This window comes from Phytobacter sp. (assembly GCF_059074235.1).
In genome coordinates, this window is sequence record NZ_JCACPZ010000003.1 from 25565 (window position 1) to 39848 (window position 14284).

A 14284-nucleotide genomic window follows, 5' to 3' on the forward strand; every position below is an offset into this window, starting at 1 on the left:
CAAGTGACGCGCTGAGGGTCACGCCTGGCGCAGGTTCTGCGCCGCTTTGACCATGTTTGCCAGTGCGGCGCGGGTTTCTGGCCAGCCGCGGGTTTTCAGGCCGCAGTCTGGGTTAACCCACAGACGTTCAGCCGGAATACGCTGCGCGGCCTTTGCCAGCAGGGCTTCAATCCACTCTACGCTCGGAACGTTCGGCGAGTGAATGTCATAGACGCCCGGCCCGATTTCGTTCGGGTAGTCGAACGCTTCAAACGACTCCAGCAGTTCCATATCCGAACGCGACGTTTCGATGGTGATCACGTCCGCATCCAGCGCCGCGATGGAGTCCATGATGTCGTTAAACTCGCAATAACACATGTGGGTATGGATTTGGGTGTCATCTTTCGCCACGGCGGCATTGATGCGGAAGGCGTCCACGCCCCAGGCCAGATACGCATCCCAATCGCTGCGGCGTAACGGCAGACCTTCACGCAGCGCCGGTTCGTCGATCTGGATGATGCCGATACCGGCCGCTTCCAGATCCGCAACTTCGTCACGTAGCGCCAGTGCAATCTGTTTGGCGATGGTTTCACGGGTGACGTCCTCACGCGGGAAGGACCAACACAGAATCGTCACCGGACCGGTCAGCATCCCTTTTACCGGTTTGTCGGTCAGAGACTGCGCATACTTCGCCCACTCCACAGTGATGGCTTCCGGGCGGCTGACGTCGCCAATCACCACCGGCGGCTTCACGCAACGAGAGCCGTAACTCTGCACCCAGCCGTTCTGAGTGAAGACAAAACCGTCCAGATGTTCGCCAAAGTACTCAACCATGTCGTTACGTTCGGCTTCCCCGTGCACCAGCACATCCAGCCCCAGACGTTCCTGTTCCACAATCGCCTGTTTGATGTGTTCAGCAATGCCGGTGCGGTAGTGGTTAGCGTCGAGATTGCCCTTTTTGAAGTCCAGCCGCAGGCCACGGATCTCGGTGGTTTGCGGGAATGAACCGATGGTGGTGGTCGGCCAGGCAGGCAGGTTGAAGCGCGCACGCTGGGCTTCGGCACGCACGGTGTAAGCGCTGCTGCGCTGGCTGTCCTGCGCGGTAATCGCTGCCAGACGGCGGGTCACCGCCGGGTTATGGACGCGAGTGGAATGACGACGCGCCTGAATCGGTGCGCTCCACGCTTCAAGAGCCACCGTGTTACCGCTGTTCAGGGCATCACGCAGCAGTGCGAGCTCTTCACATTTCTGCAGGGCGAAGGCAAACCAGCTCTTCACCTCAGCATCGAGGCGCGTTTCCACACTCAGATCGATGGGGCTATGCAACAGTGAACAGGAAGAGGCCACCCATAATGGACGTTTGCCGTTGATCGCTGCAATTTGTGCATATTTTTCGCTGAGATCGGCACGCCAGACGTTACGACCGTTGACCAGGCCTGCAGAAAGCAGCCAGTCTGCCGGCAGGCGGTTATGTAACTCAGCCACGTCGTCTTTGCCATGCACCAGATCCACATGCAGACCCTGAACCGGCAGCGCCGTGAGGGTGTCGAGATTTGGCGTGACGCCCTCGAAATAGGTGGTCAGCAACAGTTTTACCTGCCCTGTTAAGGTGTCGTATGCAGGTTTGAACGCATCCAGCCACGCCTGCGGTAGTTCCAGTACCAGTGCAGGTTCGTCTATTTGTACCCACTCAATGCCGCGTTTCGCCAGCTCAGCCAGCACCTGCTGGTAGACCGGCAGAATGTCGTTCAACAGGCTCAGGCGATCAAACGCCTCACCTTTGACTTTACCCAGCCACAGGTAGGTGACCGGGCCTAACAGCACGGGCTTGACCTTGTGGCCCAGCGCCAGCGCTTCGTCTACTTCATCCAGCAGCTGGGTCCAGCTCAGCCCGAACTGATGGCCTTTGACAAACTCCGGCACCATGTAGTGATAGTTGGTGTTAAACCATTTGGTCATTTCTGCCGCCGCAGCCGGTTCGCCGGTCGGTGCACGCCCACGGCCAATGCGGAACAGAGTATCGATGTCGATAGAGCCGTCTTTGTTCTGATGACGAGCCGGGACGTTGCCGAGCAGCAGGCTGGTGGTCAGAACATGGTCGTACCAGGCGAAGTCACCCACCGGCAGCAGGTCAATGCCCGCCGCTTTTTGCTGATCCCAGTGACGGGCACGCAGTTCGCGCCCGACGGTCAGCAGGTCATCACGGGAAATGTTTCCTGCCCAGTAGCTCTCTTGCGCTTTTTTCAGCTCGCGACGCAGACCAACACGCGGAAAACCGAGGGTGTGATTTAAAACTGTCATGGTATGCCCCTTGTGAATTTTCAGGATTTAGCCGTCCAGATGTTTACACTTCCATAATGTGAAGGTACTGTATATTCCTCAAGCGCAAATTGTTCACGCCGAAGTGAAGGACTTTCATGATCGAAATTAAACATCTGAAAACGCTGCAAGCGTTACGGAACTGCGGATCGCTCGCCGCGGCAGCGGCATCGCTGCACCAGACGCAATCCGCACTTTCCCACCAGTTCAGCGATCTGGAACAGCGCCTTGGCTTCCGGCTTTTTGTGCGTAAAAGTCAGCCCCTGCGCTTTACGCCGCAGGGCGAAATCTTGCTGCAACTGGCAAACCAGGTGCTGCCGCAAATCACCAGCGCACTGCAGGCCTGCAACGAACCGCAGCAAACGCGTCTGCGCATCGCCATTGAGTGTCACAGCTGTATTCAGTGGTTGACCCCGGCACTGGAGAGTTTTCATACCCAGTGGCCGCAGGTGGAGATGGATTTCAAATCCGGCGTGACCTTTGACCCGCAGCCTGCGCTGCAACAGGGTGAGCTGGATCTGGTGATGACCTCAGACATTCTGCCGCGCAGCGGTCTGTTCTATTCGCCAATGTTTGATTATGAGGTGCGTCTGGTGCTCTCACCGGATCACCCTCTGGCATCCCGTACGCGGATCACGCCGGAAGATATCGCCACCGAAACCTTGCTCATCTACCCGGTTCAACGCAGTCGTCTGGATATCTGGCGTCACTTCCTGCAACCGGCAGGCATCAGCCCCTCGCTGAAAAGCGTGGATAACACGTTGTTGTTGATACAGATGGTGGCGGCGCGGATGGGGATTGCAGCATTACCACACTGGGTGGTGGAGAGTTTTGAACGCCAGGGCCTGGTGGTGACGAAGACCCTGGGCGAAGGATTGTGGAGCCGGTTGTACGCCGCCACGCGCGATGGCGAGCAGCGCCAACCGGTTACTGAGGCGTTTATTCGCTCAGCGCGGAACCACGCTTGCGATCACCTGCCGTTTGTTCGGAGCGCGGAGCGACCCAACGTCGATGGACCCACAGCGAGGCCATTATCACCGCAGCCCCAATAATAAAGCTCGGCCAGTGTGGCTGCTCCTGCCAGATGGCGAGGTTCACCAGCAGCCCGGCCGGGACGTGCACATTGTTCATGATGCCAAGCGTACCGGCATCCACCTGCGTTGCCCCGTAGTTCCACATAAAGTAGCCCAGACCGGAAGCCACAACCCCCAGCCAGACGAGCACGCCCCACTGCACCTGGGTGGTCGGCAGTTTTTGCGGATTACCCAGCGCAAACCAGGCGATCACCGCAACGACAGCGGCACCCAGGTAGAACCAGGCAAAGGCGTTGTGCTGCGGCATCGGTCGCGTTTCCATCAGGCGTTTGTAGCCCACCATGCCGATGGCAAAACTGATATTGGCGAGTTGCACAAACATCAGGCCCGTCCAGAAATGGTCACTGACTTTGTCATAACGAATAATCGCCGCCCCCACGACAGCCAGCAGCGCGCTCAGCGCGTAACCCCAGCGCAGTTTGCGCTTACTGAGCAGGTCATAGATCAGGGTGATGTAGAGCGGGGTAAAGACCGTGAAGAGTAAAAACTCCGTTACCGTCAGGTAGACATACGCCCGGAAGCTGAACAGGTACATCACGCCCAGTTGTAACGCCCCCACCAGCATATACAGGCCGATAGTTTTAAACGGCAGCCCACGCGTACGCAGGAAGGGTAAAAAGACCAGTGCCGCCAGCCCGACGCGCATCAGCACGGAAAAATAGCTATCGACGTGCCCGGCAAGATACTCGCCAATCAGGCTAAAGGAGAAGGCCCACAGGATCGTGGTGATGATGAGAAGCGCCACAATGAATGTCTCTCTGAATAAGGAACACCCATTGTAGCGGAGTATTTAGTTGACAACTGGTCAATAACTGACCTTATCGTCAATCCAGGAAGAGTTTGCGCAGGTAGTTCGGTACCGCGTTGTCGGCGTTGGTCCCAATCACTTCCAGCTCAGGGTGCAAATCTTTCAGGCGCTGATGCGCGTTACCCATGATGCAACCCTTGCCAGCCATAGAGAGCATTTCAGCATCGTTCATGCCGTCGCCAAAGGAGATGCACTCTTTCAGGCTGTAGCCCAATGCTGCCGATACCGCTTCCAGCACATGGCCTTTCGATACGCCGCCCGCCATCACTTCCAGGCAGGTCAGTGTAGAGAAGCTGACGTTAACGCGATCGCCCCAGCGGGCGTTGATGGCCTGCTCCAGCGGCAGCAACTGCTCGTGGCTTTCGCAGGTAAAGAAGACTTTGCTTATCCCTTCCGGCTCCAGCAGACCCGGCTCGTACAGGGAGTACTGAAAAATCGCCTCTTTGAAGAAACGCATTTCATCCGGGCGATGACGGTTCATAAACCACTCGTCATCACGATAGACGTTGGTGACGATATCCGGGTTGCTGTGCACCACGCCAAACAGATCGGTGGCGATGTCACGGTCAAGGTTATGAGTGAACACCAGATTGCCGTCAGTATCGTGTACGCGCGCACCGTTTGAGGTGATCATATAGGCTTTGATCCCCAGATTGTCGCGGATTTGCCCGACATCCACATGGTGACGCCCGGTCGCGAAAACGAAGTTCACTCCGCGCTCGGTGAGTAGCTTCAACGTTTCTTTCGCGTACGGGGAGAGTGTATGGTCGGGGGAGAGCAATGTGCCATCTAAATCAGATGCAACAACCTGATACATAAGAACCTTATACCTCAATAAATCGTTAGTTATGCCGATCGAAGAAGTCGACGATGGCGCTGAGCGCGACTGAGCGCATGGCGTCCTCTTCAAAGAGGATCTCATGGTACGCGCCCTTTATGACAAGCGGCTTACCCCCTTCACAAGGGTGCCCCTCTGCGGCGCGAATCTCGCAGAAGCGATCGTGCATACGGTTATCCACCACACGCTCATCTTCCGCCTGAATAATTAACATCGGCGACGTATCTGATTCGGCGCCTGCCAGCACCTGCTCACCGGCCAGAATGCCTTCCCGCACCCAGTGCCAGGTCGGCCCACCGACGCGCAGTTGCGGTTCGTCAGCGTAAAAACGCAGGTTTCGCCGGTAGCGTTCACGGCTATGGGTCAGCGTATTGATCGCAAACGGCAATGCATGCCAGCGACCCGTCCCAATTGCGTAATTTTCGCGAATACGCGGGTAACCTTCCGCCCAGTCCAGCAGCGGACGCACCATCCAGTCCGGCAGATGGATAATGATGCCGAACATCGGCGCGCACAGGGCAATGGCATCACAACTCGCGTGCGGGTGGCGCTGCACAAAGAGCGTGGCAATTGCCCCACCCATTGAGTGCGCCAGGATATAACGCTTACGCCACGGGCCGGGGGTGACTTCCTGCTCCCAGAACGCCGCCAGGTCATCAACGTAGTCACTGAAATTGACCACATGGCCCCGGTGTGAATCTTCCAGGATACGACCGGAACGCCCCTGACCGCGATGGTCGATGATGAGCACATCGAACCCGAGATGGAACAGGTCATACGCCAGTTCGGCATATTTTACGTAGCTTTCGATACGGCCAGGGCAGACCACTATAACCCTGTCGTGGCTGACGGCATGGAAACGAACATAACGCACCGGAACGTTATCAACGCCGGTGAATTCGGCCTCTTCGCGCTGGCGCCAGAAGTCCGTTAACGGGCCTGTCGCAAAGGCAGCAAACGCGCTTTCTCTGGTTTCCCAGTCCTTGTTTTGCCGGAACATTGGCTACGCCCTCACTCGCGCGACAAAAACGTTTTTGTGACCTGTAGCAAATTCCGCTGACAATAGCGTATTGTGGCATAAAAACAGACAACCAGGGAGTTTCTCATGACCTTCGAGTGGTGGTTCGCCTATCTGCTGACGTCCATTATCCTCAGCCTGTCGCCCGGTTCCGGGGCGATCAATACTATGAGCACCTCGATAAGCCACGGCTATCGCGGCGCAGCGGCCTCGATTGCCGGGCTGCAAACCGGCTTAGGCATTCATATTGTGCTGGTCGGTATCGGTCTGGGAACCCTCTTCTCGCGCTCGGTACTGGCGTTTGAGGTGCTGAAATGGGCCGGTGCTGCCTATCTGATCTGGCTGGGTATTCAACAATGGCGTGCCGCCGGGGCGATTGACCTCAATACGCTCGCCCAGACTCAGTCACGCACGCGCTTGTTTAAACGAGCTGTGTTCGTGAACCTCACCAACCCGAAAAGCATCGTCTTCCTGGCTGCACTGTTCCCGCAATTTATTGTGCCGCATCAGCCCCAGGTCATGCAGTATGTGGTGTTGGGCGTGACCACTATCGTGGTGGATATCATCGTGATGATTGGTTATGCGACGCTGGCACAGCGCATCGCGGGCTGGATCAAAGGACCGCACCAGATGAAAGCGCTGAACAAGGTGTTTGGATCGTTGTTTATGCTGGTGGGAGCACTGCTGGCATCGGCAAGACATGCCTGATGGAGTCACCGGATGGCAGACGCCATCCGGTTTAAAACTTAGCGCGAAATGATCAGGTGAATGCCGAAACCGGCAAACAACGCACCGGCAAAACCGTCAATCCACTTCGCCAGACGCTGATAACCCCGACGCATCGCCGGTAAGGCAAACAGGCTTGCCACAACGGTGAACCAGGCAAAGGTTTCCAGCGCAATCAGCACGAAGATGCCCCAGCGCGCGTGAGCACCGACGCTGTCGCCCACAAACAGGGAGAATACCGAACCGAAGTAGATAATGGCTTTCGGATTCGCAAGGTTCGTCAACAGCCCTTTCATAAAGCTACGACCGCTACTGGTCGCCAGCTCAACCTGCGGGGCTTGTGCTGCTTTCTCTTCTTTTTTCAGCGCACCGCGCAGCATCTGGTAGCCCATCCAGCACAGGTACAGGCCACCGCCGACCATAATAATGCTATGTAGCCAGGCCATTTTCTCAAGGATCAGGTTCAGACCGAGCAACGCAACCGCCGCCCACACCATCACGCCTGCGGTGATACCCAGCACGCCCATCATCGCCTCTTTACGGGAGCGACTAACAGCAGTCTGCGACACAAAGAAGAAGTCCGGCCCCGGACTCATCAACGCAACAATGTGCACAAGGGCAACGGTGAGGAAGAGCATTAACATGTTTAACTCGCGGGAAAATAATAAAGTGGGTCACTATCCTGGCACTTTTCGTCCGTGCTGGCTACTCATCATCGCCGTCGACATGGGCACGGATCAGCGCCATAAATTCCTGACCAAAACGTTCGAGCTTACGCACACCGACACCGTTCACACCGAGCATTTCACCTGGCGTGATCGGCATCTGTTCTGCCATTTCAATAAGGGTCGCGTCGTTAAAGACCACATACGGCGGAACATTGTTTTCATCGGCAATGGCTTTACGTAATTTGCGCAGTTTGGCGAAGAGTTTGCGGTCATAGTTACCGACTGCCGCCTTTTGCATAACCCTGGATTTCAGCGCCACCACACGCGGAACGGCAAGCTGGAGAGGAACGTCGCCTCGCAGCACCGGTCGCGCGGCGTCCGTCATCTGTAAAGAGGAGTGCTGAGCAATGTTCTGCGTCACCAGCCCTAAATGAATCAACTGGCGAATCACGCTGACCCAGTGCTCGTGACTTTTATCCCGGCCCATGCCGTAGACTTTAAGCTTATCGTGGCCAAGTTCGCGTATACGTTGGTTATTAGCCCCACGGAGTACCTCAACCACATACCCCATCCCGAATCGCTGATTCACGCGACCAATAGTGGAAAGCGCAATTTGCGCATCGGTCAGACCATCGTACTGTTTGGGCGGATCAAGGCAGATATCGCAGTTACCGCAGGGTTCCTGACGTCCTTCGCCAAAGTAATTGAGCAGCACCAGGCGACGGCAGGTCTGCGCTTCAGCAAACGCGCCCATTGCATTGAGCTTGTGACGTTCGATGTCCTGCAACTGCCCGGTCGGTTTTTCTTCGAGACAACGACGCAGCCAGGCCATATCTTCCGGGGCATAAAACAGCATGGCTTCTGCGGGTAATCCGTCTCGCCCGGCACGCCCCGTTTCCTGGTAGTAGGATTCGATATTGCGTGGAATGTCGAAATGGACCACAAAGCGGACGTTAGGTTTGTTTATGCCCATACCAAAGGCGACGGTAGCGACCACAATTTGCAGGTCATCACGCTGGAATTTCTCCTGCACGCTGGCGCGCACTTCATTTTCCAGCCCGGCATGGTACGCCCCCGCGCTAAAGCCGCGACTTTGCAGGCGAGCGGCGGTGTCTTCCACCTTCGCGCGACTGTTGCAGTAAATGATCCCGGATTTGCCACGCTGGTCATGCACATAGCGCAGAAGCTGATCGAGCGGTTTGAACTTCTCCATCAGCATGTAACGGATGTTCGGGCGGTCGAAGCTGTTGATTTGAATCAGCGGGTCGTTAAGCCCCAACAGACGCACAATGTCTGCACGCGTAGTGTCGTCCGCCGTGGCGGTGAGCGCCATAAAGGGAACAGCAGGCAGATACTGACGCAACTGGCCCAGCGCGGCGTATTCCGGGCGGAAATCGTGGCCCCACTGGGAAATACAGTGTGCTTCGTCCACGGCTAACAGGGTGAGATTCCAGTGGCGAAGTTGTTCAAGGAAATTGTCGAGCATCAGGCGTTCTGGGGCGATATAGAGCAGACGGATTTGCCCGGTACGGCACCCCGCCATCACCTCAAGCTGCTGCTCGCGGGTTTGGGTTGAATTCAGACATGCCGCTGCCACGCCATTCGCGAGCAGTTGGTCGACCTGATCTTTCATCAGTGAAATCAGCGGCGAGACCACCACGGTTAACCCCGGGAGGATCAGCGCTGGAATTTGATAACAGAGGGATTTACCGCCGCCGGTGGGCATCACTACCAGGCAGTCGCGACCGGCGAGCGCCGTGTCGATAATATCCAGTTGGCCCGGACGGAACTGCTGGTAGCCAAAGGTTTCACGTAAAACCTGTAAGGCCGCCGATTCCAGATTCAATACTTCCGCCTGCGCCACATGTACCCCATTCACCCGCAAAAAAACAGGCGCTATTTTCAGCGCCTGCTCATGAAACTGCAATGCTTAAAACAGATCGTTGAGCATTACGCCGACACCGACACGTGTCTGATTGAAATTGTAGTCAATCAACGACTCGCCATAACCACTGTAAACCTGAGTGTAGAAGCGAACATGCCTGGTAATCGGATAGCTCACGCCCATCTCCGCGCCACCGTAGCCGGTGTTCCAGTTGTACTGGCCTTTTACGCTGAAGATGGCATCACCATACTGATAACCAATGCGCATCTGATAGTGACCCATGTACTTAGTGATATCCGAGTTATCGTTGGTATCTCCTACGACATACCAGGGTTTCAGTTCCACCAGCCAGTTGCCGTTCTGCGCCATCAGGCGCGTGTAGAGACGGTTCCAGCTACGTGAAGTCGGATCGGAGCGCCCGTTGGAATCATGGTTGAAACCAAACTCCATGTCGCGCAGCGTCCAGCCCGCCAGGCTGTAATCCGTTGCGAAGCCGAGGAAGAGTTGTGGTTCATAGTTGGTTTCACGGAACGGTGAAGAGGCCGGTTCTTTGGTATTGGAGAGCTGCCACCAGGATTTTTGCGTGTAGGACGCACCCAGCACCGAGTTCGGCCCTAAGATGCCACGCCATAACGGGAAAGCGAGGCTGAGCTGGAATTTCACTTCATCCTTGCGCGCTTCGTCAGACCAGCTGTAAGAGCGGATGGCCTCTTTGTTCATGTCGCTGGTGTAGGTGTAAAGCAGGTAGTTCGATTCATACGGATAGAGCGTGAACGGATTATCATGCTCTTGCAGTAGATTGGCGATAATACTGCCGCGCACTGCGGGCGCATCATGAACTTCTTTTACTGTCGCTTCCTGCGCAAATGCTGCAAAAGGCAACATGCACACTGCTACAAACCAACCCAGAAACGTCCGCATCGGCTCTCTTCCCCTGAACAATGTTGTTGAATTGAATATTTTAACGCCATCTATTCTACAGAATTATTGAAGTACTGCTCAGGTATCCTGTCTGAAACTGGAAATCAACAATTTAGAGGCATAAAATCAACATCTCATTAACTTTACGGATAAAGCCCTTATGTCTGCCATCCTTACCGCCGATGCCGCACTTAAATTGGTGGGCGAGATTTTTGTCTATCACATGCCGTTTAATCGCGCGCTCGGCCTGGAACTGATTCGCTACGAAAAAGAGTTCGCGCAGCTGAGTTTTAATAACCAGCCGATGATGGTCGGCAACTGGGCGCAGAGCATCCTTCATGGCGGCGTGATTGCCTCCGCACTTGATGTCGCCGCCGGGCTGGTCTGCGTGGGTAGCACCCTCACCCGCCACGACACGCTCACCGAAGACGAGTTACGTACCCGCTTATCACGCATGGGCACCATCGATTTGCGCGTGGATTATTTGCGCCCGGGCCGGGGCAATCGCTTCACCGCCAGCAGCAGTTTACTGCGGGCAGGCAATAAGGTCGCCGTCGCACGTGTGGAATTGCATAACGAAGAGCAGGTCTACATCGCCAGTGCAACCGCGACCTATATGGTGGGTTGAATCACAAAATCAGGTAAAGTAGCGTCACGTTTCAGCAAAGAGTTCACCGACATGGATGCAAAACAGACGCGACAGGGGGTTTTACTCGCCCTCGCGGCTTATTTGATTTGGGGTATTGCACCCGCTTATTTCAAACTGATTGGGTATGTTCCCGCCGATGAAATCCTGACTCACCGCATCATCTGGTCCTTTTTCTTTATGATCGCGCTGATAAGCATCAGCCGTCAGTGGCAGCAAGTAAAAGCGCTGTTACATGTGCCAAAGAAACTCTTTTTATTAGCGCTGTCTGCCGTTCTGATTGGCGGTAACTGGCTGCTGTTTATCTGGGCGGTGAATAATCACCATTTGCTGGAAGCCAGCCTGGGCTATTTCATTAACCCGCTGGTGAATATTTTGCTGGGGATGATTTTCCTCGGGGAGCGTTTTCGTCGCATGCAGTGGATGGCAGTGATCCTGGCAGCCACCGGCGTGCTGGTACAGCTCTGGGCCTTCGGCTCTCTGCCCATTATTTCCTTAGGCCTGGCCTTCAGCTTCGCCTTCTATGGCCTTATCCGTAAAAAAATTGCCGTTGATGCACAAACCGGCATGTTGATCGAAACCCTGTGGCTACTGCCCATCGCGGCAATCTGGTTATTTGGCATTACTGACAGCGCCACCAGCCATATGGATCAAAACAGCTGGTCACTGAACCTGCTGCTGATGGCGGCGGGCGTGGTCACGACCATACCGTTACTCTGCTTTACCGGTGCAGCGACCCGCCTGCGGCTGTCAACGCTCGGTTTCTTCCAGTACATCGGACCAACGTTGATGTTCCTGCTGGCGGTCACCTTCTACGACGAGCATCCGGGTGCCGATAAAATGGTGACCTTTGCGTTTATTTGGGTGGCATTAGCGGTTTTCGTCCTTGATGCCCTGTATACGCAGCGTCGTGGTCGATAAGATAGCCCCTAATAACTTAACCGTTTCTCAGTGGTGGACGTTGTATGCCAGGTCGTAAACAGGCTGTTTCAGGACTCCGCATCGCAGATGTAGCAAAGATGGCTAACGTGGCTCCCATCACGGTGTCTCGCGTGCTGAACCAACCGGAGCAGGTCAAAGAATCTACGCGCAATCGGGTACTGAAAGTCATTGAAGAGACGGGTTTTGTACCCAACCAGAACGCAGGCGCGCTAGCCTCTAACCGCAGCCGCCTGGTGGCGGTGCTGGTGCCAATGCTCACCAACCCTATCTTCTCAGATACCTTCCAGGCCATTGCCGAGCAACTGGCGGCCAACGGTTACCAGGTGCTACTCGGTATCTCGGGGTATGAAGCCAAACAGGAACAGGAGCTGCTGGACGTGATCCTCAGTCGCCGCCCGGATGGCATTATTCTGACCGGGACGGTGCACACCGAACCCAGCCGTAAGCGCCTGCGCGCAACGGGCGTGCCCGTAGTGGAAACCTGGGATGTCAGTGATTCACCGATTGATATGCTTGTGGGGTTTTCTCACGAAGAGGTGGGGCGCAGTGTGGCAAATCACCTTGTTGACCAGGGCTACCGCCACTTTGCTTTACTCTCTGTTGACGACCCACGAGGTAAAGTGCGCGCACGGGTGTTTCTGGAAACCCTGCAGGAACATGGTATCACCGACGTTGTGCATCAAAGCTTCAGCGAACTGCCAGCCCTGGAACAGGGGCGCGAGGGGTTGACGCGTATTCTGGAAGCAGACAGCACCCCGCGTGTAGTGGTGTGCACTTCAGACACCATCGCACATGGCGTGCTTACCGAAGCAGCCAGCCGTCATCTCAAGGTGCCTGAACAGGTTTCAGTATTTGGCTTTGGCGATATGAATTTTGCCGCCCACACCTATCCACCGCTCTCCACGGTGCGTATCGATGGCAAACATATTGGGCAACTGGCCTCAACCGCCCTGCTGCGTCGACTGAAAAACGGTGTTTACGATACCGTTAATGACGATGTCGGCTTTACTCTTATCGACCGCCTTTCGACCCGCATACAGACGCCTTAATTCTCCCGACGCTCACTGCCGTTTTTGTAAGTGGGATCGCATTTTGGCGATCCCACGCTTGTTTGTCCTCAGATAACGGTTCAATTTTACACATCAAATGAATGCGCAACCATTTTGTAATTAATTGATTAAAAACATATTTATAATCTCATTTCCGGAGGGTGAGGTATTTATGAAGATCACTAAAATTGAAACCACTCGCGTGCGGGCGCATGCCAATCTGTTGTGGGTGGAAATCCACACTGACGAAGGTCTGGTCGGGTTAGGGGAAACCTTTCGCGGAGCAGAAGCGGTAGAAGCCTATATTCACTCGATTATTGCCCCCATGCTGCTCGGCCAGGAGGCCCTGAACGTTGAACGCCATAACCGTACACTGCTGCGGGGCTACCTTGGCTTTAACGGCTCCGGCGTGGAGACCCGCGCCTGCTCCGCTATCGACATCGCGTTGTGGGATTTGATGGGCAAAGCGCTGAAGAAACCGGTCTGGCAGTTATTGGGCGGGCTGTGCCACGACAAAATGCGCGCTTACAACACCTGCGCGGGGGTGAATTTCAACAGTCAGGGAGAACAACGTCGCACGTTAATGCAGGGTGAACAGCGCCCGCAGGGTCGCTATGACGATCAGGTCGCCTTCCTGGAATGCCCGGATGAACTGGCACAAAGCCTGATTGAGGAAGGATTTAGTGCGATGAAAATATGGCCCGTGGACAGCTTCGCGGCAGCCAGCAACGGTCAGTACATCAGCAGTAGCGATATCAAGAAAGCCGTGGCGCCGTTTAAAAAGATCCGCGAAGCCGTGGGCGACAAAATCGATGTAATGTGTGAATTCCACTCTCTGTGGAACACCACCGCCGCGCTGGCAATTTCCCGTGAGCTACGCCAGTACGACATCTTCTGGGCCGAAGACCCGATCAAAATGGATTCGCCGCAGGGGCTGGCCGATTATCGCCGCCTGTCCGGTATTCCGGTGTGCGGCAGTGAAACCCTGGCCACAATGAGCAACTTCCGCGACTGCTTAGCCGCTGACGCGCTGGATTATGTGATGCTCGACCTCTCCTGGTGTGGCGGTATTACTGAAGCGAAAAAAATCGCCGCGCTTGCCGAGGCCTACCAGAAACCTATTGCGCCCCACGACTGCACCGGGCCAGTGGTGTTGATGGCATCCCTGCATTTGGGACTGTCATGTAATAACGCGATTTTCCAGGAAGTGGTTCGCGCCTATCTGGCGGATTTCTACGGCAACCTGGTGGATACACTGCCGATCGTCGAAAACGGTTATTTGCTGCCACCAGGCGGTGATGGTTTAGGAACGTCCCTGAGCGATAAATTGCGCAGCAGCCCGGATACTCAGACCCGAACGTCGGTGCTGTAGATTTAGGCGAAGCCCCCCG

General features: G+C 55.5%; 13 protein-coding genes. 6 read left to right on the plus strand and 7 right to left on the minus strand.

Annotated features, from left to right (window positions below; all coding sequences use genetic code 11):
* Positions 1 to 18 precede the first annotated feature (18 nt).
* On the minus strand, positions 19 to 2280 hold the full coding sequence (gene metE / locus AC5JPW_RS03435) for a 5-methyltetrahydropteroyltriglutamate--homocysteine S-methyltransferase (protein ID WP_494238276.1): 2262 nt from the start codon (positions 2278 to 2280) through the stop codon (positions 19 to 21).
* Between the two features lie 116 nt (positions 2281 to 2396).
* On the opposite strand from metE, the gene metR reads away from it, so the two are divergent.
* A complete protein-coding gene (metR, locus tag AC5JPW_RS03440) occupies positions 2397 to 3350 on the plus strand; it encodes an HTH-type transcriptional regulator MetR (protein ID WP_494238277.1) in 954 nt (317 codons plus the stop codon).
* Here metR and AC5JPW_RS03445 read toward each other — a convergent pair.
* From AC5JPW_RS03445 to pldB, 3 genes are all read right to left on the minus strand, one after another.
* On the minus strand, positions 3238 to 4137 hold the full coding sequence (locus AC5JPW_RS03445) for a carboxylate/amino acid/amine transporter (RefSeq protein ID WP_494238278.1): 900 nt from the start codon (positions 4135 to 4137) through the stop codon (positions 3238 to 3240). The genes metR and AC5JPW_RS03445 overlap by 113 nt on opposite strands.
* Before the next feature lie 79 nt (positions 4138 to 4216).
* The gene (yigL, locus tag AC5JPW_RS03450; protein ID WP_494238279.1) at positions 4217 to 5017 is read right to left on the minus strand and encodes a sugar/pyridoxal phosphate phosphatase YigL; all 801 of its coding nucleotides are present in this window, start codon (positions 5015 to 5017) and stop codon (positions 4217 to 4219) included.
* Positions 5018 to 5042: 25 nt separating this feature from the next.
* Positions 5043 to 6038, minus strand: a complete 996-nt coding sequence (gene pldB, locus AC5JPW_RS03455) for a lysophospholipase L2 (RefSeq protein ID WP_494238280.1) — start codon at positions 6036 to 6038, stop codon at positions 5043 to 5045.
* A 105-nt stretch (positions 6039 to 6143) separates the two neighbouring features.
* Here pldB and rhtB point away from each other — a divergent pair, with 105 nt between their 5' ends.
* Positions 6144 to 6764, plus strand: a complete 621-nt coding sequence (gene rhtB, locus AC5JPW_RS03460; RefSeq protein WP_494238281.1) for a homoserine/homoserine lactone efflux protein — start codon at positions 6144 to 6146, stop codon at positions 6762 to 6764.
* Positions 6765 to 6802: 38 nt separating this feature from the next.
* Here the strand turns inward: rhtB and rhtC are convergent, their stop codons facing one another.
* From rhtC to pldA, 3 genes are all read right to left on the minus strand, one after another.
* The gene (gene rhtC / locus AC5JPW_RS03465; RefSeq protein WP_494238282.1) at positions 6803 to 7426 is read right to left on the minus strand and encodes a threonine export protein RhtC; all 624 of its coding nucleotides are present in this window, start codon (positions 7424 to 7426) and stop codon (positions 6803 to 6805) included.
* Between the two features lie 61 nt (positions 7427 to 7487).
* A complete protein-coding gene (gene recQ / locus AC5JPW_RS03470; RefSeq protein ID WP_494238283.1) occupies positions 7488 to 9314 on the minus strand; it encodes an ATP-dependent DNA helicase RecQ in 1827 nt (608 codons plus the stop codon).
* Positions 9315 to 9380: 66 nt separating this feature from the next.
* Positions 9381 to 10256, minus strand: a complete 876-nt coding sequence (pldA, locus tag AC5JPW_RS03475; protein WP_494238284.1) for a phospholipase A — start codon at positions 10254 to 10256, stop codon at positions 9381 to 9383.
* 160 nt (positions 10257 to 10416) lie between these two features.
* Between pldA and yigI the strand changes: the two genes are divergently transcribed.
* The 4 genes from yigI (at position 10417) to AC5JPW_RS03495 (ending at position 14265) form a co-directional block, all read left to right on the plus strand.
* Positions 10417 to 10884 carry an acyl-CoA thioesterase YigI gene (gene yigI, locus AC5JPW_RS03480; RefSeq protein WP_485887506.1) on the plus strand — a complete coding sequence of 156 codons (468 nt, stop codon included), beginning with the start codon at positions 10417 to 10419 and terminating at the stop codon, positions 10882 to 10884.
* A gap of 51 nt (positions 10885 to 10935) precedes the next feature.
* Positions 10936 to 11823: an EamA family transporter RarD gene (gene rarD / locus AC5JPW_RS03485; RefSeq protein ID WP_494238285.1), complete on the plus strand. Its 888-nt coding sequence runs from the start codon at positions 10936 to 10938 to the stop codon at positions 11821 to 11823.
* Positions 11824 to 11867: 44 nt separating this feature from the next.
* Complete coding sequence (locus tag AC5JPW_RS03490) at positions 11868 to 12893, plus strand: LacI family DNA-binding transcriptional regulator (RefSeq protein ID WP_494238286.1); 1026 nt, start codon at positions 11868 to 11870, stop codon at positions 12891 to 12893.
* A 172-nt stretch (positions 12894 to 13065) separates the two neighbouring features.
* The gene (locus tag AC5JPW_RS03495) at positions 13066 to 14265 is read left to right on the plus strand and encodes a mandelate racemase/muconate lactonizing enzyme family protein (RefSeq protein ID WP_494238287.1); all 1200 of its coding nucleotides are present in this window, start codon (positions 13066 to 13068) and stop codon (positions 14263 to 14265) included.
* Positions 14266 to 14284 lie beyond the last annotated feature (19 nt).

Coding starts and splice junctions, on each gene's coding strand:
- metR (WP_494238277.1), top strand. CDS start 2,397: ATGATCGAAATTAAACATCTGAAAACGCTGCAAGCGTTACGGAACTGC.
- AC5JPW_RS03495 (WP_494238287.1), top strand. CDS start 13,066: ATGAAGATCACTAAAATTGAAACCACTCGCGTGCGGGCGCATGCCAAT.
- yigL (WP_494238279.1), bottom strand. CDS start 5,017: ATGTATCAGGTTGTTGCATCTGATTTAGATGGCACATTGCTCTCCCCC.
- rhtC (WP_494238282.1), bottom strand. CDS start 7,426: ATGTTAATGCTCTTCCTCACCGTTGCCCTTGTGCACATTGTTGCGTTG.
- yigI (WP_485887506.1), top strand. CDS start 10,417: ATGTCTGCCATCCTTACCGCCGATGCCGCACTTAAATTGGTGGGCGAG.
- pldA (WP_494238284.1), bottom strand. CDS start 10,256: ATGCGGACGTTTCTGGGTTGGTTTGTAGCAGTGTGCATGTTGCCTTTT.
- rarD (WP_494238285.1), top strand. CDS start 10,936: ATGGATGCAAAACAGACGCGACAGGGGGTTTTACTCGCCCTCGCGGCT.
- metE (WP_494238276.1), bottom strand. CDS start 2,280: ATGACAGTTTTAAATCACACCCTCGGTTTTCCGCGTGTTGGTCTGCGT.
- AC5JPW_RS03490 (WP_494238286.1), top strand. CDS start 11,868: ATGCCAGGTCGTAAACAGGCTGTTTCAGGACTCCGCATCGCAGATGTA.
- pldB (WP_494238280.1), bottom strand. CDS start 6,038: ATGTTCCGGCAAAACAAGGACTGGGAAACCAGAGAAAGCGCGTTTGCT.
- rhtB (WP_494238281.1), top strand. CDS start 6,144: ATGACCTTCGAGTGGTGGTTCGCCTATCTGCTGACGTCCATTATCCTC.